The sequence below is a fragment of the Legionella clemsonensis genome, from assembly GCF_002240035.1.
GTDB lineage: Bacteria > Pseudomonadota > Gammaproteobacteria > Legionellales > Legionellaceae > Tatlockia > Tatlockia clemsonensis.
The window spans coordinates 1186453-1206577 of record NZ_CP016397.1 but is presented as its reverse complement, the minus strand read 5'-3'; the positions used below and the strand labels follow the sequence as shown (position 1 = coordinate 1206577).

Below are 20125 nucleotides of genomic sequence, written 5' to 3'. Positions count from 1 at the left end.
ATCCTTCAGTACTTTAAACGTATCGAAGGATAATCTTTAGTATTAGGCAATGACTGAAAAACCAAATAGTATACCGTGCTGTACAGGAATACTGGAAAAATGCCAGCTATCATTGAGTGAGCCTTGACGAAACTTGGGGTTGCCACCAAAGACTCCTTGATAAAGAAGATTCAAGCTGGTGACCTCTGTCAGTGGATAACCAAAACCTGCTTGCACTTCTCCTGCCAGCTCTGTCTTATTACTCACCCAATTAGATTCCATCTGCCATTGACGGTAAGCAATACCCCCTTTAATTTGAGTAAAGAGTAAACTTTCGCTAATAGGATTGGTGTTTGCAGTCAGAAGCAAATCTAACATAGGTTTAACGGTAGTTTTAACGACACCACTTAAAATATTTAGCGTATTGACAGGCACAGCAACACGCATGCGATTACCATTCTGGACACCTACTTCCAATCCAAAGGCAGTTTGTGTGGTAGTTAGTAGCTCTGCTCCAACAGCCAAACGTGCTAATGGTGTTTGACCATCATCACTATACATGTGTTGATATTGTCCGTAACCCAAGCTCGCCATGATAGACCAGCGATTGCCTTGTGTTTCTTCAAGAGAGATAGCTGGTAAATAACTTTCCCCTGCCGAGGCGTCAAGTGATAGAACACACCCCAGCGCGATTATTCGCATTCTACATCTCATGCGCTCATCCTTTTTTTTATAATTATTAACCCATTGATACTATCAGATAAGCCTCTTTTTATACGGTATTTGCAAAATTTTTTCCAGAGGCGCAAGCAATTTCACTAATTTTATAAATTTTGATTATCTGCGCCAGATTAAAGCCATGTGAGAATTTAATCAACTGAAACATTTATAAAAGGCATGGTCGGCATATTTTAGTAGTTCAAAATCATGAAAGCTATCACCATACGCGTAAATAATATAATCATTACGGTTCGCATACAATTTTTCAAACTGCTTCACTTTTTCTTGACCCAGACAATAGGGATTTAACATACGTCCTGTGCTTTTTCCGGTTACAGGATCAAACTCTATTTCTGTACAAATAACTTCCTTTACATTATACTGCTTGGCCCATGGTTTTAAATAAATATCCAATGCCCCGCTGATAATCATGCAATTATGTCCTTCTTGCTGATGAAAGCATAACCGTTCCAGTGCTTCCTGACGAATATGGTTTGTCAACTTTTTTGCAATGAAATTTTCAGCCTGCCGCTGTAGCTCCTCCTGTGTAAATCCCACCAGTAACCATTTATCCAAATAAAACCCCTTCGGATTTTCCTGCAGAAGTTTTATTTTACTTAAACCATGCTGACAATATTCAAGAAAGAGCCCGCCACAAAGCATGGGCAAACCCACTAAATGTTTAAAAAACATTAAGCGACTCGACTTGCCCATGGTTAATGTGCCATCAAAATCAAAAATAGCAATCGTTTCTTTTGTCATCGTTTAAACCAACTATTATTGAAAGTACTGGGTGGAGAGCTGCAAGGTCGAACCCAGATTCACTTCGTTTCGCGATGATGAAAATACAAAGTAGCTTCGACTTTTAAAACTTTCTATTAAAAAGGAAGTTCAAGCATCGAGTTAATACTTAAAATTAATTCACGAAACAACAATTGAATCAATTGTAAATCTTTTTCAGTATCTGCCTCAAAACGAACCGTAAGACAAGGTGTCGTATTGGATGCCCTGATAAGTCCCCAACCATTTGAAAATTTTACGCGTAAGCCATCGATATAATTAACTTCTCCACCAATAAACGGAGCCTGTTCCAAAAGCTGCTCCATAAAAGCTTGTTTTTTATGCTCAGCTATCGCTATTTTTAATTCTCCCGTTGCAACCTTAGAAGGAAATTGATTATAAAATGTGTAGGCATCTTCAAATTGCTGACTTAATATTTCCAAAGTACGAGCAGCGGCATAAATACCATCATCGTGTTCCAACCAGCGATCGTAAAAATAAAAATGCCCACAAAACTCACCCCCTAGCATTGCTTGATGCATTACCATGCCTTCAACAATATGTGCCATACCCGTTTTTGTCATCACTGCTTTGCCATGATGTTCTGTGATGTAATCGGATAACTGCTGACTGCATTTAACATCAAATACCACGGCTACATCACTGCGTTGAGCTAATAGTGCTGCAGAAAATGCCAAGAGTAACTTATCAGCATTAATTATTCTGCCTTGATTATCAACAACCCCCAGACGATCACCATCCCCATCAAAAGCAACCCCTAAATCTGCGTTTTCTTCTCGTACAACTCGAGATAAATCTTTTAAGTTCTCTTCTAGTGCAGGATCAGGATGGTGATTGGTAAAAGTCGTTTTTACCTCACAAAATAAGGGAATAACCTCACATCCCAAGGCCATTAATAATTGTGGCGCTACTTTACCGGCTACAGCATTACCACAGTCAACGACTACTCGAAATTTTCTGGTTAAACGAACATCTTTCTTAACCGCCTTAATATAATGGGCAATTAATTCATCCGTAGGATGGTCTATTACTACAGTAGAGCTACTTTGCATGCAATAGCGTTGCTGAACTATTCGATGATATAAATTTCCCAGTAATTCGCCATGATAATTATTTCCGGACAGAATCACTTTTAATCCATTATAATTAATTGGATTATGACTTGCCGTGACCATTACCCCTGAGGAACAATTAAGAAAATTCATGGCGAAATACAGTAAAGGTGTAGGTAGACAGCCAATGTTTATAACACGCACTCCCGCCAACGATAACCCATAGGCGAGTGCTTGCGAAAATGCCTCACTACTTTCCCGGCTATCCCGACAGACAAGAATACAGTCTTCTTTATACAATTCTTGCAATTCCGTGCCAATAACCAGTCCTAGGGTAAAATAGGTATTTCTGTTTAAATATTTACCAACAACTCCACGAATATCATAACTTCTGAAAATGCCCAATGAAGCTGTTTTTATTACCTCTAAATCTTCCATACTCTAATTTCCTCCATCAGAGTAACCAGTTCTCCACAAGTTATCATTGGTTCTTTAATTACCGCTTCGAGCACTTGTAGGAATTGCTGAACAAGATCAGTAATAGTTTCTGACTTATATAAATCACTGCGATATTTTATGTATCCGCTTAAAGTGCTTTCATAAGTCCACTTCATTGATAACTTACGCGGGTTACTTCCCCAAAGCGGTAGAGTGGTTTGCTTTAAGGAAAGGGGTTTTATAGTAAATCCAACATTAAATTGTGCCGGTTTTAGAACCTGAAAATCGAAAGAAGTCTCTGGTGTCGGCAAATCAAGCTCAGCCATTTGTTCAGGCTGAAAATATTGGTATTGAAGGGAGTGAGCAAAGTCATTTTGTAGGTGATGAAGCAATTCAATAAAGCTGCATTTGGAATCATAACGAAGAATAATAGGAACTTCATTGGCAATATTGCCTACAGTTGTCTTAAATTCATCTAGATCTCGCCCTGAAGTTAAAACTGTAATAAATGCATGATTCGTTCTTGCCATATTGGCAAGCAAAAGTCCATAAATAGTCAATAATAGCGTGGCAATCGTTGTTTGGTTTTGTTTTGCCATTTGCTGTAGCGCATTAAGTTGTTCTCTTGTGATAGGAATAACTTCCTTTCTACCTGTTCTTGGCAATGTGTCATGTCGTGACTTATCAACTGGCAAACAAGGCGCTTTATAATCTTTTAATCTTCTAGACCAAAAATCAACATAGCGAGCAGAATTACCATTCAAAAGCCCGGTTAATTGCCAGTTGATAAACGCCTGATAAGAGGTTGCTGGTGGCATTTCTTCGTGATTTTGTTGCTGACTAAATATTTGATAAAAATGTAATATGTCTTGTAAGATAACCAGACTACTCGCCCCATCAGCAAGTAAATGACTGATACTTATTGCCCAAACCATCTGCTCATTAGTACATTTAATTAAAGCACTTTTAAGTAAGGGCGCTTGCGTTAAATCAAACTGCTGATGACTGGCTCGCATTAATTCTTCATCAACACGTAAAGTTCTTTCCATAGAAGAAAGATGGCTGAAATCGAGCCGCTCCAAATTAAAAGAAATCTCTTTATGACAGTATTGAAAAACATTTTCCAAATAAGTCTGAAAACTACAACGTAACATGTCATGACGGTTAATAACCGCCTGAATACTTTTTTCTAAAACGTCAGCATCAACAGAACCATGAAGCTCAAGAAAATAAGCGACGACATAAGCGGGATTATCAGGTTGTTGTTGTATATGGCGCCAAATTCGTACTTGCTGAACTGAGAGTGGTATCAGTTGATTATCAGTTGCCTGCACTAAATTCTGCTCTTTATTAGAGCCATCACTATCTGCTAACTGTCTCAGTCGTTGATGAATCAGTGTAATTAACGCTTGAATAGAATGATTCTCAAATAGCAGAAATTGTGCTGTTAAATTTATCTCTGGAGGGAGCCTGGTTTTTAACTTATGTAATAAATCCACTACTAATAAGGAATCCATTCCCAAAGACAACAGCGTGTCCGTAGGGTTGATTGGCTTCTCTTCTGTCAATCCCAAAACTTTTTTTACTGTATCCTGCAATATCTCTTGAATATGAAATTTCTGCTCCTCACTTTCCAACCCTATTAAGTGTTGCCAATGCTCTGGTCTTGCGTCTTTACTTGAAAGTTTAGCCTGTATTAATCGAGCTAACAGTTTTCTATGAGTTAAAGGAAATGCAGCCAGGTTTTCTTTGGACAGCTGATGCGGCATTAAACTAAGCTGGGCAGCTGAAGAAGACATCATCACTTCTAATGCGGCCATACCTGCTGATGGAGAAATATTTTGCAGACCTGCATCTAACCAGGATTGTGTTTGATGCAGCGTCATTCCTATTTGTTCCCAGGGGCCAAAATTAATGCTTAATGCAGGTAGGTTTAATTGATGACGATAGTGTGCCAATCCATCAAGAAAAGCGTTAGCAGCTGCATAATTAGCCTGACCAGCCGAACCCAACAAAGCACTTATTGAAGAAAATAAAATAAAATGCTGTAAATTGAGATCAAGTTCGCTGTCTAATTGATGTAAATACCAGGATCCACACACCTTTGCCTGAAAAACATCTGCAAACTGCTGCCAGCTTAAATTAGTCCATAAACCGTCGGCCAATATTCCAGCAGTGTGAAAAATACCCTTTAAGGCAGGCATTGTTTGCTGAATAGTTAACAAGGTATTTTTCAATTGGTCAAAATGACTAACATCTGCTTGAAAATAAACAACGGTAACCCCTTCCTGTGCTAAAGCTTCCAACTGCTCTTTGACATCTTTCAGCTCTCGACGCCCTAACAATGCAATATATCGCGCCCCCTGCGTAATCAACCATTGACTTAAAATGAATCCAAGCCCTCCTAAACCGCCTGTAACAAGATAAGTGGCATTAGCATCAATTTCGCAGGAGCCATCTTCCTTGAGGGAGGAAGGTTCAAGACGTTGTGCATAATAACCATTCTGAGAAACAGCAATAATTGCTTCTGTAAAACTATTGTCTATTAATTGCAGTAAATGAGTCGTTACTTCCTTTTCTGGAGTAACAGCTTCAAAATCGACGACCTGACAGGTTAATTCGGGGTATTCGATCATTAAGGTTTTACACATGCCTATCAGAGGTGCTGATAATGGCATATTTTTCTTGCTAAATGGAGAAACTGCAGCACGCGTAACGATCATAATTTTATCAATATACTTTTTATTACCTAGTGCTTGCCCCAAATAAAGCAAACCAGAACAGGCACGCTTAATAAAGGTGAACATTTTTTTATCACTTACGGGGGAAAGATTTTTTTGACATCCCCATAAATAGATGACATTTACAGGACAAGCTATTTCACCAAACAGACGCTTAAAATGAGTCGAATTTTCAGGGTCTAGAGTAATACTATTTTGGGTATGACTATAGCTAGAGCCCGGGTTAATTACTGTAATGTTTTCAAAACCAGATTTAAGCTGACGGGCAAGGTCCATACTCTGCTCATCAGCAAAAATTAGCCAGTTTCCTGATTTTATGTTGGCATTAACCGCTTTAGAAGCCAATTCTTCCCAACCAATTTGATAAACAGCACGTTCCAACAGATTCTCTTCAATAGATTTTTTGTACTTCTCAATAGGTAGCCAATAGGATTGGCGCTGAAAAGGATAGGTGGGTAAAATTTTTGAATAAGACTTTATAGCATAAGGCTTGTCGAAAGAATGCCATTCAATGGGACCTCCTAACAAGTAGATAGACATGAGTGTTTCAGCCAGCACCGTCCAATCCTGTTGCTGTCTTTTCAATGAGGCAAGCCACAATGCCTCGTTTGGATTAGGATGATGCGCCATTGCAAAACTCAACAGAACCGGTTGAGAACCTATTTCACAGAAAATGCGATAATCTTTTTTTAATAAATAATTAATACCTGCACTAAAATTAACAGTAGCAAGAACATGTTTAGCCCAATAATTGGCATCAATTGTTGTAAGTGCTTCTCCAGTAACATTCGAAATCACTGGTATTCTTGGCTTATGATAGGTTATTGAATTTGCCAGTTGAGTAAATTCTTCAATCATTGGCTGCATTAATTCTGAATGAAAAGCATGAGAGACATCAAGTGCGGTTGTCTTAATCTGTTGTGACTGACAAATAATTTCCAAACACTCCACTGCATGTTTTTCCCCTGAAAAAACCACTTGTGTTGGGCTATTTATAGCTGCAATTGCTAAAATGCTGTCAGACATTTCATCCTGGATCGTTTTTAATAAAACTTTTGCTTTGTCATGATTGACAGCAACCGCCAACATTGCCCCCTGCTTCTGCATTTGCATAAGCTTTGCACGCCAAACAATTAATTTTAACCCGTCTTCCAGCGACATCATGCCTGCAACTGTTGCAGCTACATACTCACCTAAACTATGGCCAATGACAGCTGTTGGTTTAACCCCCAACTCATCCATAATTGTGCTAAAGCATACTCAAGAATAAATAATGCGGGTTGAGCATATTGCGTCTCCTTAAGTAATCCACTTTTTTGCGGATTAAACATGATTTCTTGCAAAGACTCTGGTAAAAAATTACTAACCAGTTGGCAACAATAATCCACTTCCGCTTTAAAGAGCGGGTGAGTGTGGTAGAGTTCGCAGCCCATTTGTGAATACTGCGATCCCATTCCGGTGAATAGAAAAGCAATTTTTTTAAAGTCGTACCATGTAAGTGGCTCACTAGAAGCTGTTTCCAGTTGACTTTTTAACTCCTCTACTGTTTTGCAGCACACCGCCAGTTTGTAATTCAATTGGCTTCTTTCTGTATTTAAACTGTGACAGAAATCTGCCAAATTAAACACTTTTTCCTGTTCAATAAACCTTAATAATTGATGACGCTGATCATTTAAAGCCTCTGGTGAATGCGCAGAAAGCGTAAGAATATGAATTGGCCGCTCTATCGTTTTCACTAGCGGTGCTTTTTCTAAGGTTGGCGCTTCTGCCAATATTAAATGGGCATTAGTGCCGGTAAATCCAAATGAACTAATCCCTGCATAACGAATGGGATAATGCTCAGAGGTTTTCCAAGACTCCAGATGCACAGGTACTTGTGCAGGAATCGTGGTTAGGTCAATAAGTGGGTTTACTTGTTTAAAATGTAAATTGGCAGGAATTTTTTTATGTTGCAACATCAAAATGGTTTTAATAAGTCCAGCTATTCCTGCTGCTGCTTCAAGATGACCAATATTCGTTTTTACCGACCCGATACACAAGGAATTTTCTCTTGAATTTGTAGCAAAAACATCTTTTAGTGCATTAAATTCGATGGGATCTCCTAAACGAGTACCTGTACCATGTGTCTCAACATAACTAATGGCATCCGCAGTTAATCCTGCGGAATGAATTGCCTTGGCTATTAATTCCCTTTGCGCAAGAGGACTAGGGGCAGTAATTCCATTACTATGACCATCACTATTCACCACTGCACTTTTGATGACCGCTAAAATTCTGTTTCCATCACGCTCTGCATCGCATAAACGTTTGAGAATAATAACCCCTCCTCCTTCACCACGAACATAACCATTTGCATTCGCATCAAACACCTGACATTTTCCGTCAGGAGAAAGCATTCCAGCCTGGGAAAAGCTAATGCTTAGAGAAGGATCAAGGATAAGATTTACACCACCAGCAATGGCTAAATCACAATCTTTAGTTTGTAAATCCTGACAGGCATTGAAAACAGCCACTAACGATGAAGAACATGCGGTATCTACAGCCAATGTTTGACCGCGGGTACCAAAAAAATAAGCTATCCTGCCTGCGGCAGCACTATGGGCATTACCCAAGCCATAAAATCCATTTGCTTCCTCCAGTGAAAGATGCGAACTGAGATGACTATAATCATTAGAAGAAATACCAATAAATACCCCACTGTTAGTGTCAGAGAGTGATAAAGGCGCTATACCACCGTATTCTAATGCTTCCCAAGTTAATTCAAGTAATAGGCGATGTTGAGGATCCATGGCCTCTGCTTCACTTGAACTAATATTAAACAAAGCCGCATCGAATTGATCAACATTAGCAATAAATCCTCCCTTTCGACTTATCATTTTTCCAGGGGTTGCTGGGCGCGAATCGTAGTAATCATTAATATCCCAGCGCTCGCCAGGAACGTCAGTAATCCCATCCACACCAGCTTCTAATAATTGCCAAAATGCGTCCGGACTATCCGCTTGACCTGGAAATCGGCAACTCATACCAACAATAGCAATGGGTTCAAATACATAATCCTGAGGCTGTACATGCTTTTTTTCAGCAATATTTCCTAGGAGATAATTGGCCAGTTGTTCGATGGTTGAATAAGTCCAAAGCAAGCTTGGATTGATGGTTTGATTAAGTTTTTCCTCAAGGGCTGCACAAAAACGTACCGCCTTCAGTGAATCAATCCCATAGTGTACAAAATTCACAGTTGATTTAATCTGATGTTCATTAATTTTTAATTCTGAGGCAAACCAATGTTTCATCCATGATTGTAAATCATCTCCTTGTTCAGAAAATTCGTGTTGAGAATCATTTTCTTTACCTGTAAACCATTGCGCAATAACTTTTAACTCCTGATTAAGTAATGCTTGTTTACAAAAATTTCGCTGTACTTTGCCACTGGAAGTTCTAGGTAATGTCGATTGTTGAATCAAAACAATTTGTGCGGGTAAAATTGAAAATTCTTCAGAGCAGCGTTTTAAAATAGCAGAGAAAATATCGTCAAAGCATTTAGCATGCCGGTGAACCTCTTGTACAATTACCAGTTCATTATCATCTTTATCTTCATCTTCTAAAGTAAATGCAGCAGCACCGGAAGGAATTAATTGTGAATGAGCTTCTGCGACTATCGCTTCAAGATCTTGTGGATAAAAATTTTGGCCGCGAATGATCATCAAATCCTTTAACCGGCCGGTAATAAACAATTCACCCTTTTCGTCTAAAAAACCTAAATCACCAGTTTTCAAAAATTGCTGCCCACTTCCAGCTAATTTAAACCCGAATTGTTGTTCTGTTATATCAGGTTTGTTCCAATAACCTTGCGCAACACTAGGGCCCGCAATAATAATCTCCCCTATTTCATAATCTCTTAGAATTTCATTTGTTTCTGGATTAATAATTTTAATATCATGAGCTTTATCAATTCTTCCACAGCTCACTATACTTGTTTTATTCGGATGTGAAGAGTCCACTATTTTAACCTGATGAAACTTTAAAGTATCTCTATCGACGTGTAAGACACGTGTTTTTTCTCCTGATTTTTTACCTGTAACCATCAGCGTTGTTTCTGCCATGCCATAAGCGGGATAGCAACTTTCTAACTTAAATCCACAATGTCCAAAAGCTTGTGAGAATTTTTCCAGAGTTTTGGCATTAACAGGCTCGGCACCATTTAACGCTGTCTTCCAACAGCTTAAATCAAGTTGAGCCTTTTCTTCTTCAGTGATGGTATTAATACATAATTCATAGGCAAAATTGGGCGCCAGTGAACCATCAACCTTATAATCACTAATTGTCTTTAACCATAAAAAAGGCTTTCTTAAAAATCGGACAGGTGGCATTAAAATAGTGTGTGCATCAACAGTAAGAGGATACAAAATTCCTCCTATTAAACCCATATCATGAAAGGGAGGCAACCAGGAGCATATTCTCTTTGCCTCTCTTTTTAAAAGCTGTGTGATAACTTTTGTATTGGCAAGAATATTACCATGGCTAATCATCACTCCTTTAGGATTACCGGTTGAACCAGAAGTGTATTGCAAAAAAGCTAGCTGGTTTTGGGTAAGTCGTGGAAATTTTTCCTCATCAACGCTAACTGACTCTGGCTGGTCAATTAAAAATAATCGCAGATTTTCAAAAGAGTACTGCTCACTAGTCTGCAGAGTGGTAATTATTAATTCAGCCTGCGCATCTTTTATCACTGAGTGTAAACGATGAGTGTGTCGGGTGTTCGACGGGGGATAAGCAGGTACTGCGACGACCCCTGCCATTAAACAACCTAAAAAAGCAATAATATAATCAAGACTGGGTTGTAGTAATAAAACTGCTCTAGAGCCGCTAGAGGTTATTAATAACAGGCGTGAGGCAAATTGCATTACCTTTTGTAAAAGTTCGGCATTGGGTAATGTACTTTGATCCTTGTCAGTTAAGAAAGTATAGGCAATGTGATTAGGCTTAGTTCTAGCACGATATTTCAGAAAATTTAGTAAGGTAACATTTACATCATCAATTCTCATTATACGGTGTTCCTTATTGGCTTTTCTTTCATAAAGTATTGAATTATTAATATAGACCTATTTAAATATTTGTACAAAATACAAACAATTAAGGACAATCGTTTTTCATGCATAATTAAATAGCGTACACACTTCAAAAGTTACTTAATGACCAGTTACTTTTACAATCGGAGTGCTAAGGAAAATAAGAGTTGTTTTGGTGTTCACTCTATTATTGTCGATCTTTAAGTGCTTGCGCAGAATTAAATATTTCTACTCAGAGGAAGATGATGGTGGAAGTGGCTAATGCTGGTACTGGCGGGATGGGAAGGTAGACAACTAAACTTCCTGCTTCTTTAAAAAGGGGCAGGATTAGGATTAGAATCTGAGTCTATTAGATCGCTTTTTTTCGCCCCTTTCCATTTCTCTTTTGTCTTATCCCAAGTATCGGGAGCAATGCTTGATTTCTCTCCCAAACGAACGTAAGGAGCATCTGAAGTCAACTTTTCTCTGATTAACGGGAAATGCGTGCGTGCTTCAATAAATTCAATGAGTTTATCGCGTTGTTTTAGTTCATTTTCTGCAGGCCATAGTTGTTTTGCAAATTCTTTTAACTCTTTCGCACCATCAATGATGAAATCTTTTCGTCGATGAAATAAACTCCACGAAGCACTCTTACTTTCTTGTTTCTCCTGTTGTTTAGCGAGTTCTTCATCGCTCATTTTTAAGTAACTGCATAAACGTGTAAAGATAAAATAATTCTCATTAAAACGATCTGGTCCTAGTTCAAATTTATTTTGATGCATAAAGATAGTAGCGGTACTATCTAACCATTCCGAGGCTGAAATCTTTTTTTCAACAGACTTATCATGGGCACTTATTTCCTCTAGCGCAAAAGCCAATCGAAAAGAAGAGATAATACTGTCTACCGCGGATTGATGGGTTGGGAGCATGTCCTTTCTCGTATAATTGGGTCCTCCCGGTTCCATATTAATAATTCGCGGAAGTTCTCCAGGTTCTATGTTCTTTTTATTTTGATAGAGTTGATAAATGTCGAGAGCCAAGCCTTTCATCCGTACATCGTTGATTCTTGCTGTGTCTCCTGCAAAATAGAGAATCTCTTGTCTGTCTTTAGGACTGACAGTCCATCCAGTCACCAGTGATTGATGCGAATCATGACCGTGGCGTCCGGAACGATGATCAGCTGGAACACTGCAAAAAGTTACTTTCTTATTCGTTTTAGAAGTCAGTGTTATTTGCTCGTGCCATTCAAAAGCGACAACATTTTTAAACCCCAATGACTTAAAAAACTTTTCATCACCGACGGGAACTAACAAAGTGGGCTGAACTTTTAATAATTTTTTCAGTGAATCAACATCGACGTGATCACGATGATTATGAGAGATAAGAATAACATCAATGGGAGGTAATTCATCTGCTTTAACATCCAATCCTGAACTTTTTGTCATTGCAGGATAAACAATAGGGGCTAAATTTCCAAAAACAGGATCAGTAAGAATACTCATCCCTGAAGTTTGAATGAGTTGAGTAGCATGACCTAAGTTGTGGATAGTAAAGGTATCATCTTTTCCTTCAGTAAGAGCGTGCTGTTCACCTTCCTTATAAATTTTCTCCGGAGCAGTATTTTCTTGTTGATCAAAATAAGCCAATTTCATTCCCAATTGGGCAATAAAAATCCAGGTGAATAGCTTATTGAGTAGAGGCGGCGTAGTGGTTAACCAGCGCAAAAAGCGTTTCACTTGTGTCTCGCGAAAAATACGGAGATCGATATATTTATCAAGAGTAGCTTCGCTGGTCACGTAACGACCATCTGAACGGCGTTCAGGAGATAAGAATTCCTGCATTTGTTCTTCAGCAAACAATGTTTTGGCAAAATCCAGAAAAAGACCCGCTGTTATATCCTCTTGCAAATCATTTTTTTTGGGTTTCAATACACGCTCGGCGATTACTTTTTTGGTAGCAGACATTGTAATAACTAAAAGAGAGCAGATTTATATAGTTTACTAGCAGACAAAATTTACGTCAACATGCATATAATTTAATCAGCACTGGCATGATGTATAACTCCAATACGTCAACGCCCGTTTTCTGATTTAATATATTTTCCTTGGGTGCATCTATAATACTTAACAAAATTAACTTCTCGTCTCTTCGGCTCCTGGTAAATTTTTTAGCTTTTGCAATACACTCATCTGCTTTATTCTGTAGTCTATTTTTATAGATTGCTATTTCATCTTTATGTTTAGGCAAGGGTACTAGACGCATGAGAGCCTGTGTTTTCTAATAACGGCACTCTTTCGCAAGCAAGCTAACTTGATCTTAACCGCAATTAAAGCGATCATTTTTACTTTTAGTGTAAAGGAGTTAGTGTGCAACACGACACAATGGAATATGATGTAGTCATTGTTGGTGCAGGCCCTGCTGGTTTGTCTGCTGCTATAAAACTTAAGCAACTCGCCGCGAAAGAAAATAAGGAAATTAGCGTTTGTCTTCTGGAAAAGGGGGCTCAGGTAGGCGCTCATATTCTTTCTGGGGCGGTATTGGAACCATGCAGTTTAAAAGAATTATTACCTGATAGCTGGCAAGAGGCTCCTTTAGATACACCTGTAACACAAGATGATTTTTACTTTCTTACCAGTAAACGCTCTTTTCGTCTCCCTACGCCCAAGCCAATGCAAAATCATGGTAATTATATTATTAGGTTGGGAGAACTCTGTCAGTTTTTGGCAATACAGGCTGAAAATTTGGGGTGCGAAATTTATCCTGGCTTTGCTGCAACAGAGATTCTTTACAATACCCATGGGCAGGTTATTGGTGTAGCTACTGGTGACGTTGGCATTGATAGAGCGGGTAATAAAACTGCTCATTATCAACCAGGAATGCATTTATATGCCAAACAGACTCTTTTTGCAGAGGGTTGTCGCGGCCAACTTAGTCAAAATTTAATGCGGCGTTTTCATCTACGCGATGATGTCCAACCCCAAACCTACGGGATAGGTATTAAAGAAGTGTGGCAAGTTACTCCTGAAAAACATCAAGCAGGCAGAGTCATTCACACTGTAGGCTGGCCGTTGGATAATACGACTTACGGAGGTTCTTTTATTTACCATTTATCTAAAAATCGAGTAGCTCTTGGTTTTGTAATTGGTCTGGATTATAAAAATCCCTGGCTTAATCCCTTTGGTGAATTACAACGCTTTAAAACACACCCCATGGTTCGAGAATTGTTGGAAAAAGGGGAACGTATTAGTTATGGCTCCCGAGCACTTAACGAAGGAGGCTGGCAAGCCATTCCAAAACTCATTTTCCCGGGTGGCGCTCTCATTGGGGATGCCGCAGGCTTTTTAAATGTCCCTAAAATAAAAGGGATTCATGCTGCAATGAAATCAGCAATGCTTGCAGCAGAGGCTTGTTTTGCAGCATTAGAGGAAGAACAAGGTGACACTCAAGTTGAGCTACAAGCTTATCCTGAAAAAATAAAACAATCCTGGCTAGAAAAGGAATTATACCAGGTTAGAAATATTCGCCCCGGATTTCGTTACGGGCTCTGGTTTGGCTTACTCAATGCGGCTTTTGAGACCTATATTACTCATGGCAGATCATTCTGGACAATGAAGCATCATGCTGATCATACAACATTAATTCCTGCAGAAAAGGCAAAAAAAATAAACTACCCGAAACCAGATGGTGTTTTAATGTTTGACAAATTATCTTCTGTTTATTTGACAAACACTTACCATGAAGAAAATCAACCAAGCCATTTAAAATTACGCAATGCCAACTTAGCCATCGAGGTTAATTATAAAATTTACGCCTCCCCCGAGACTCGGTATTGTCCTGCAGCCGTTTATGAAATTATTCAGGAAGAAACCGGTCCAAGACTACAAATCAATGCCCAGAATTGCATTCATTGTAAAACCTGTGATATTAAAGATCCCCGTCAAAATATAGTGTGGCAGGCACCGGAAGGAAGTGGTGGTCCAAATTACGTAGAGATGTAATTGAGGGCCCTTCATTAGAAGGGCTTCACTTTAATTCTTTTTCTCTCAGCGCTTAAATTTGCATTTTCTTAACACTAAACCCTTTCTTCGAAATTGTTTCATTTTTTTGACATTGTTATTATTAAATGGTGGTTAAAAAATCTTGCACGGCTAACAATCCAACATTGGAAGTCAAATAAAAGTATGGTGAGCCAGCTTAAAAACCAAGATGCCTAAAGTATTTTTTGTGACATCCCCCTTACGCAACAAACCGTTGCAAGATTCTTAACCTCATATTATGACTCTCATGTCTTTCCTCTTATAAATCCTCCCCTTCAGCTTTACAAGGATCTTTTGCAGATGGAATCCCATCCTATTAAGGATTCTTCGCTTTGCTCTTAATAAGGCCTTATTATTTAATTTAGATAATTACAATTTTGCTCTGTTCAGTCTTAAGCCTTTCTTGATAAATGTTTTTATCCATGCTCTGATGTTCTATTCCTGTAGAGAAATTGCAGGTTTAGAATTTTTAAAACCAGTGTAACTTAAAAGTAAATTCTCATTAAATAAAAAATGGCTGACTCAATAGATAACAATGATTTAGTGTACACGGTAGATGATAAACCTCCCTTTATCAAACTCCTGCTTCTGGGCCTGCAGTATGTTCTCCTCATGTCTGTCTATCTAGTGTTGGTTATTATTGTAGTGCGTGCAGCTCATCTGCCAGATGATGTTGCATTTGATGCTGTTAGAATGGGAATGATTGCTTTGGGAATAGCTACAAGCTTACAAGCCCTGCGTCCTCCGTATGGTTCAGGTTATTTAGCACCTCCCGTGGTTTCAGCGATTTATTTAAAGGCATCACTACTAGCAGCGGATGCAGGAGGTCTGCCACTGGTGTTAGGTATGACCATTTTTTCCGGACTTGTTGAGGTGGTTTTTTCACGTCTGGTTTATCAATTGCGTGCAATGTTTCCTCCTGGAATCTCAGGTTTTATCATTGTGATTGTAGGGATTGAATTAGGACTAGAAGGTCTTAGCCAATTCTTGGGTGTTGCTCGCTCCGATGTCGTCAATTTTGAGCGTCATTTATTTATTGGACTACTTACTCTGGGAACCATGATTACTATAAGTATCTGGTGGCGCGGTATCGTCAAACTCATTTGTTCCTTTATTGGTTTAGTAGTAGGTTTTACAGCCGCTTATTTTTTGGGAAGTATTGACGCTACTAAAATTGCTCAATTGCAAGCAACACCATTTTTTGCATTCCCTCACATCAACTTTATTTCTTATAATTTTTCTTTTTCTCTGGTTTTGCCATTCTTTATAGCCAGTGTTGCAGCCGCTCTTCGAACAGTAGGCGTAGTCACAACTTGTCAAAAAATCAATAGCTCGTCGTGGAAAAGTCCAAGCCTCAAATCTATTAAAGGCGGTATTTTTGCTGATGGTTTAGCTGCTATTACAGCAGGTCTTTGTGGTATACCTGGTATTAGCACAGGGCCCAGTCTTGTCGGTGTTTCAAAGGCTACTGGTGCTACAAGCCGTTATATTGCCTTCTCAACTTCCATTTTTTTAGTTTTATTGGCCTTTCTGCCAAAATTTGCTTCGCTATTGCTTATTATGCCTATCGCGGTTATAGCTCCAGCTCTAATGTTTACAGGTAGTTTTATGATTATAGGTGGAATTAGCGTGATGACGTCGCGCAACATTGATACTCGAATGACTTATGTCATTGGCCTGGCGCTATTATTTGGATTAAGCAAAGAAGTTTATCCGACATTCTACTCTTCACTACCTACTTTTTTACAGACCATGACCAGCACCACACTTTCTTTGTCAGTAATCGTCGCATTATTGCTACATCTGCTATTTCGCATCGGGATTCGAAAACAGGCTATGCTTACACTGGATAATGGAAAAGAGCTCACCAGAGGGAAACTCACTCAATTCATTATAGAGAATGCTAACTATTGGCAAATTAATATAGCTCTTATGGAAAGAATTGCCCAAACAACCAATGCTATTTTACAACATCTCTATAATAGCCAATTGGCAGAAGATAATATTAATTTACTCCTTACTTACGATCAAATTGATGTGGTTGTAAAAATTACATACGATGGCGATCTTCTTTTACTACCCTTTGTTAATCAGAAGAAAACGGTTTTCCTGGAGGAAGAAGCATTTTCCTACGGACTCAGCGATTTTTTAATCGGTGTTTATCCTGATAAATTTGAACATTTCACTACAGGCAAAACAACCCATCTGCATCTTTATTTTAATGTTTAAAGAGTAGGAAGTGGCTTTAGAGCAACATCATTTTTTTTATGGATATTAGGCAATGTGCCTGCAGGGGTGTTGCCTCAGGTTTACTAATTTATTCGTTTAAAATGCTGTCAGTTTATTGTTATTATTTGGACAACAGTGCGTTGAATTTATTCTTTCTTTCCTCCTTTATCTTGTTTGTTCACAGTTCGCCAGGCTCGTTCCTCTGCCTCACTTTTTGAAACACCTTCTTTACGATATTTTTCTTCAATATGATGAGCTTGACGCTTTTGTTTATCTGTGTAATCAGATTTATCTCCTCGTGGCATGTTCTATCCTCCCTTTAGAAATTATTGAAAACATTTCCCATCTACGCTCTACAAATCGGTAGTAATACAAAAACCTTAAAAAGAGGCATAGCATTGACTTACCGCCTGTAATTTTTATTGACTTTATAGGTAATTAATAGGCCAATATGGCCAATTCATCAAATGAAAAGATTGATAAAATTTATGCAACTCCATGAATTAAAAAAAGATTAACATTTAGAGTATTTTTTTATTTACTTCTGTTGTATTCTAGCTTTTCTCAAGGATAATCAATAAGGATATTTTATGAAATCAAAACTTCTTTTATCATTAAGTTGCAGTGCCATCCTGTTAGCTTCCGGATGCTCATTAAATCCCAGTCTAACGAATGATTTTAATAATCCACCTGCTAATGTGATTGTTACACCCGCACAGGCACAAGTGGATGCTAGAATTTTGGGTGGTTTAGTCGTACTAAATCAGAATGAAATTGCAGCAGCAACAGAAGCGCAACGAAAAGCCGCAAATCCAGCTGTTAAGAATTACGCGGCATGGATGAACAAGGCCCATAGTCAGAATTTACAGGAAACGCAAAATTTAAGCCGCAGAATTGGCGTCGCTCCAGCAAATGGTAAGGTTGCTATGATGCTTAAGCAGAAAGGCAGACAAGAGTTAGCGATGCTTAATCGTTTAAACGGTGTCGCTTTTGAAAGGGCTTATATAGCTGCAATGGTAAAAGATCATAAAGCTGCATTGCAATTAATTGACCACAAGCTACTCAATGAGGCAACCAATCCATTATTGAGAAGACAACTTGAAATAACCAGAACTCATGTTGCTCATCACCTCCAACAAGCTCAGCTCATTCAAAGACAACTGGGTTAATTGAAGTAGATAATGGGTTCGACTAAGAGAGCCCATTATCCACTGCTTGAACGAATAAAAACTTGCTTTGCTAAATACCACTGTTACAGATTATCATCGTAAGAGTACAGTTAATCTCACTCCGGCCTAACCTCAGAAAAATTCTTATACTTAGAGTATGGAAACAATTTATAAATAGCATGGAAAAATCGAATATTTTTATTGCTGATTGTCTTTATAAAATTGCAGATGTTTTAGAAGCTGGTGGACATAACATTTATCGAGCAAGATCCTATCGAAGAGCAGCGCGCACACTTTTAAAATTAGATACGGAACTTACTACCCTGCTTCAAACTGGTTTTGATATGACCACACTTCCTTGGATAGGTAGGGGTATCGCTTCAACCATATTATATATTATAGAAACAGGAGAGCTGCCTAAATTTAAAAATCAAAAGGACAAAAGGATTAATGAATTAAAAGATATTCATGGTTTGGGAAAAAAAAGAATAGCTGCACTTAATGAATTAAATATTACCACTAAAAAAGCCCTGTTGGAGGCAATTAATACAAAAGCACTCCGGCATTTAAGATGGGTAACTCCTCAATTTGAAGAGCAATTAAAAAAGGAAATTAATAATCCAACGTCGAGAAAATTTATTCGCTTATACCATGCTTATCCAATAGTAGAGATTCTAATTTGCAATTTAATGAAACTTCCTGAAATTATTCATGTGGAATGCAGTGGTGATTTTCGCCGAAAAAAAGAGGTCCTTGAACAAATTGATCTACTTGTATCAACAACGGACAATTTTCAAGTGATTCATCAATTTATTCAATTTAAGGAGGTCATTGATGTACTCTCGCAAAATGATCATCACGTGAGTGTTAATGTATGGTCAGGCATTAAAGTTAACTTAATCATCGTCAAAGAAAGCCAATTCGGCGCAGCATTATTATACTATACGGGAAGCAGAGAGCATTTTGCTGCCTTGGTAAAAAGAGCAACTTCTCATCAATGCGAGTTAACCAAAGATGGACTTTATAAAGGTAGCGAATGCATAAGCAGTAATGAATCCGATATTTATCAGCAGTTAAATTTATCTTATATAGCCCCAGAGTTGCGAGAGGCACACGGAGAGATTGAAGCAGCAGCCAATAATAACTTACCAAAACTGATTACATTAGAGGATATTAAGGGCGATTTACATTCTCATACCAATGAAACTGATGGAAAAGACAATCTGGAAACCATGGCTAAAGCCGCTATGGAAAAAGGGTACGAGTACCTTGCCATTACAGATCACTCCAAACGTTTGGCAATCACTAATGGACTTGATGAAAAGCGTTTATTAAAACAGATAAAAGAAATTGACCGTTTGAATAGCAGATTGAATCATTTCCTGATTTTAAAATCCATTGAAGTTGACATTCTGGAGGATGGTTCTCTCGATCTCTCTAACGAGGTATTAAAAGAATTAGACATTGTAGTCTGCTCTATTCACTCTCAATTTAAAATGCCTGAAGAAAAGCAAACCGAACGTATTTTACGAGCAATGGATAATCCCTATTTTAACATTCTTGGTCATGCTACAGGACGTTTAATTAAATCAAGACCACCTTATCCCATTAATATAAAAAAAATTTTTAAGGCAGCTAAAGATAGAAATTGCATTATTGAATTAAATGCCCAACCTTATCGACTTGATATTAATGATAATTATTGTCGATTAGCAAAAGAAATGAATGTAACCGTTGCTATTTCCAGTGACTCTCACAGCACACGTGAATTGGGCTATATGCAGTTTGGAATATATCAGGCACGCCGAGGTTGGATTGAGAAAGAAAACGTTATTAATACTCGTCATTGGGCTGAAGTGAAAAAATTAATTAAAAGAAGTTAATTTCTAGAAAAGCAATTATAAATTTTTTTTA

At 38.2% G+C, this 20125-nt stretch carries 10 protein-coding genes and 2 pseudogenes; 4 read left to right on the top strand and 8 right to left on the bottom strand.

All coding sequences use genetic code 11. The features are described 5' to 3' along the window. Nucleotides 1–42: 42 nt before the first annotated feature. From clem_RS05190 to clem_RS15075, 7 genes and pseudogenes are all read right to left on the bottom strand, one after another. Entirely contained in the window at nucleotides 43–693 is a 651-nt protein-coding gene (locus clem_RS05190; RefSeq protein ID WP_094090655.1) for a hypothetical protein, read from the bottom strand. Nucleotides 694–852: 159 nt separating this feature from the next. Continuing rightward, on the bottom strand, nucleotides 853–1461 hold the full coding sequence (locus clem_RS05185) for an HAD-IB family hydrolase (RefSeq protein ID WP_094090654.1): 609 nt from the start codon (nucleotides 1459–1461) through the stop codon (nucleotides 853–855). Between the two features lie 116 nt (nucleotides 1462–1577). Beyond that, nucleotides 1578–2990, bottom strand: coding sequence for a phosphomannomutase/phosphoglucomutase (locus clem_RS05180; protein WP_094090653.1), 1413 nt, complete (start codon nucleotides 2988–2990; stop codon nucleotides 1578–1580). Further along, a pseudogene (locus clem_RS05175) lies at nucleotides 2981–9025 on the bottom strand (type I polyketide synthase); the annotation flags it as partial. The gene clem_RS05180 and the pseudogene clem_RS05175, both read right to left, overlap by 10 nt. A gap of 125 nt (nucleotides 9026–9150) precedes the next feature. Then, nucleotides 9151–10773 (bottom strand): annotated as a pseudogene (locus tag clem_RS15400) (fatty acyl-AMP ligase); the annotation flags it as partial. 335 nt (nucleotides 10774–11108) lie between these two features. Further along, a complete protein-coding gene (locus tag clem_RS05165; RefSeq protein ID WP_094090650.1) occupies nucleotides 11109–12740 on the bottom strand; it encodes an MBL fold metallo-hydrolase in 1632 nt (543 codons plus the stop codon). A 55-nt stretch (nucleotides 12741–12795) separates the two neighbouring features. Further along, on the bottom strand, nucleotides 12796–13038 hold the full coding sequence (locus clem_RS15075) for a hypothetical protein (RefSeq protein WP_094090649.1): 243 nt from the start codon (nucleotides 13036–13038) through the stop codon (nucleotides 12796–12798). Nucleotides 13039–13142: 104 nt separating this feature from the next. On the opposite strand from clem_RS15075, the gene clem_RS05155 reads away from it, so the two are divergent. Together clem_RS05155 and clem_RS05150 are read left to right on the top strand one after the other, a co-directional pair. Then, a complete protein-coding gene (locus tag clem_RS05155) occupies nucleotides 13143–14774 on the top strand; it encodes an electron transfer flavoprotein-ubiquinone oxidoreductase (protein ID WP_094090648.1) in 1632 nt (543 codons plus the stop codon). Nucleotides 14775–15326: 552 nt separating this feature from the next. After that, entirely contained in the window at nucleotides 15327–17042 is a 1716-nt protein-coding gene (locus clem_RS05150) for a uracil-xanthine permease family protein (RefSeq protein ID WP_232505569.1), read from the top strand. 146 nt (nucleotides 17043–17188) lie between these two features. Here the strand turns inward: clem_RS05150 and clem_RS14965 are convergent, their stop codons facing one another. Then, on the bottom strand, nucleotides 17189–17347 hold the full coding sequence (locus tag clem_RS14965) for a hypothetical protein (protein ID WP_198333185.1): 159 nt from the start codon (nucleotides 17345–17347) through the stop codon (nucleotides 17189–17191). A gap of 285 nt (nucleotides 17348–17632) precedes the next feature. Between clem_RS14965 and clem_RS05145 the strand changes: the two genes are divergently transcribed. Beyond that, the gene (locus clem_RS05145) at nucleotides 17633–18211 is read left to right on the top strand and encodes a DUF4142 domain-containing protein (protein ID WP_094090647.1); all 579 of its coding nucleotides are present in this window, start codon (nucleotides 17633–17635) and stop codon (nucleotides 18209–18211) included. A 179-nt stretch (nucleotides 18212–18390) separates the two neighbouring features. Then, nucleotides 18391–20094, top strand: a complete 1704-nt coding sequence (locus tag clem_RS05140; protein WP_094090646.1) for a DNA polymerase/3'-5' exonuclease PolX — start codon at nucleotides 18391–18393, stop codon at nucleotides 20092–20094. Nucleotides 20095–20125: the final 31 nt, after the last annotated feature.

What these genes read in the sequence shown, in the direction of transcription:
- clem_RS05190 (WP_094090655.1), bottom strand. Translation starts at nt 693, where the DNA reads ATGAGATGTAGAATGCGAATAATCGCGCTGGGGTGTGTTCTATCACTT.
- clem_RS05185 (WP_094090654.1), bottom strand. Translation starts at nt 1,461, where the DNA reads ATGACAAAAGAAACGATTGCTATTTTTGATTTTGATGGCACATTAACC.
- clem_RS05180 (WP_094090653.1), bottom strand. Translation starts at nt 2,990, where the DNA reads ATGGAAGATTTAGAGGTAATAAAAACAGCTTCATTGGGCATTTTCAGA.
- clem_RS05165 (WP_094090650.1), bottom strand. Translation starts at nt 12,740, where the DNA reads ATGTCTGCTACCAAAAAAGTAATCGCCGAGCGTGTATTGAAACCCAAA.
- clem_RS15075 (WP_094090649.1), bottom strand. Translation starts at nt 13,038, where the DNA reads ATGCGTCTAGTACCCTTGCCTAAACATAAAGATGAAATAGCAATCTAT.
- clem_RS05150 (WP_232505569.1), top strand. Translation starts at nt 15,327, where the DNA reads ATGGCTGACTCAATAGATAACAATGATTTAGTGTACACGGTAGATGAT.
- clem_RS14965 (WP_198333185.1), bottom strand. Translation starts at nt 17,347, where the DNA reads ATGCCACGAGGAGATAAATCTGATTACACAGATAAACAAAAGCGTCAA.
- clem_RS05145 (WP_094090647.1), top strand. Translation starts at nt 17,633, where the DNA reads ATGAAATCAAAACTTCTTTTATCATTAAGTTGCAGTGCCATCCTGTTA.
- clem_RS05140 (WP_094090646.1), top strand. Translation starts at nt 18,391, where the DNA reads ATGGAAAAATCGAATATTTTTATTGCTGATTGTCTTTATAAAATTGCA.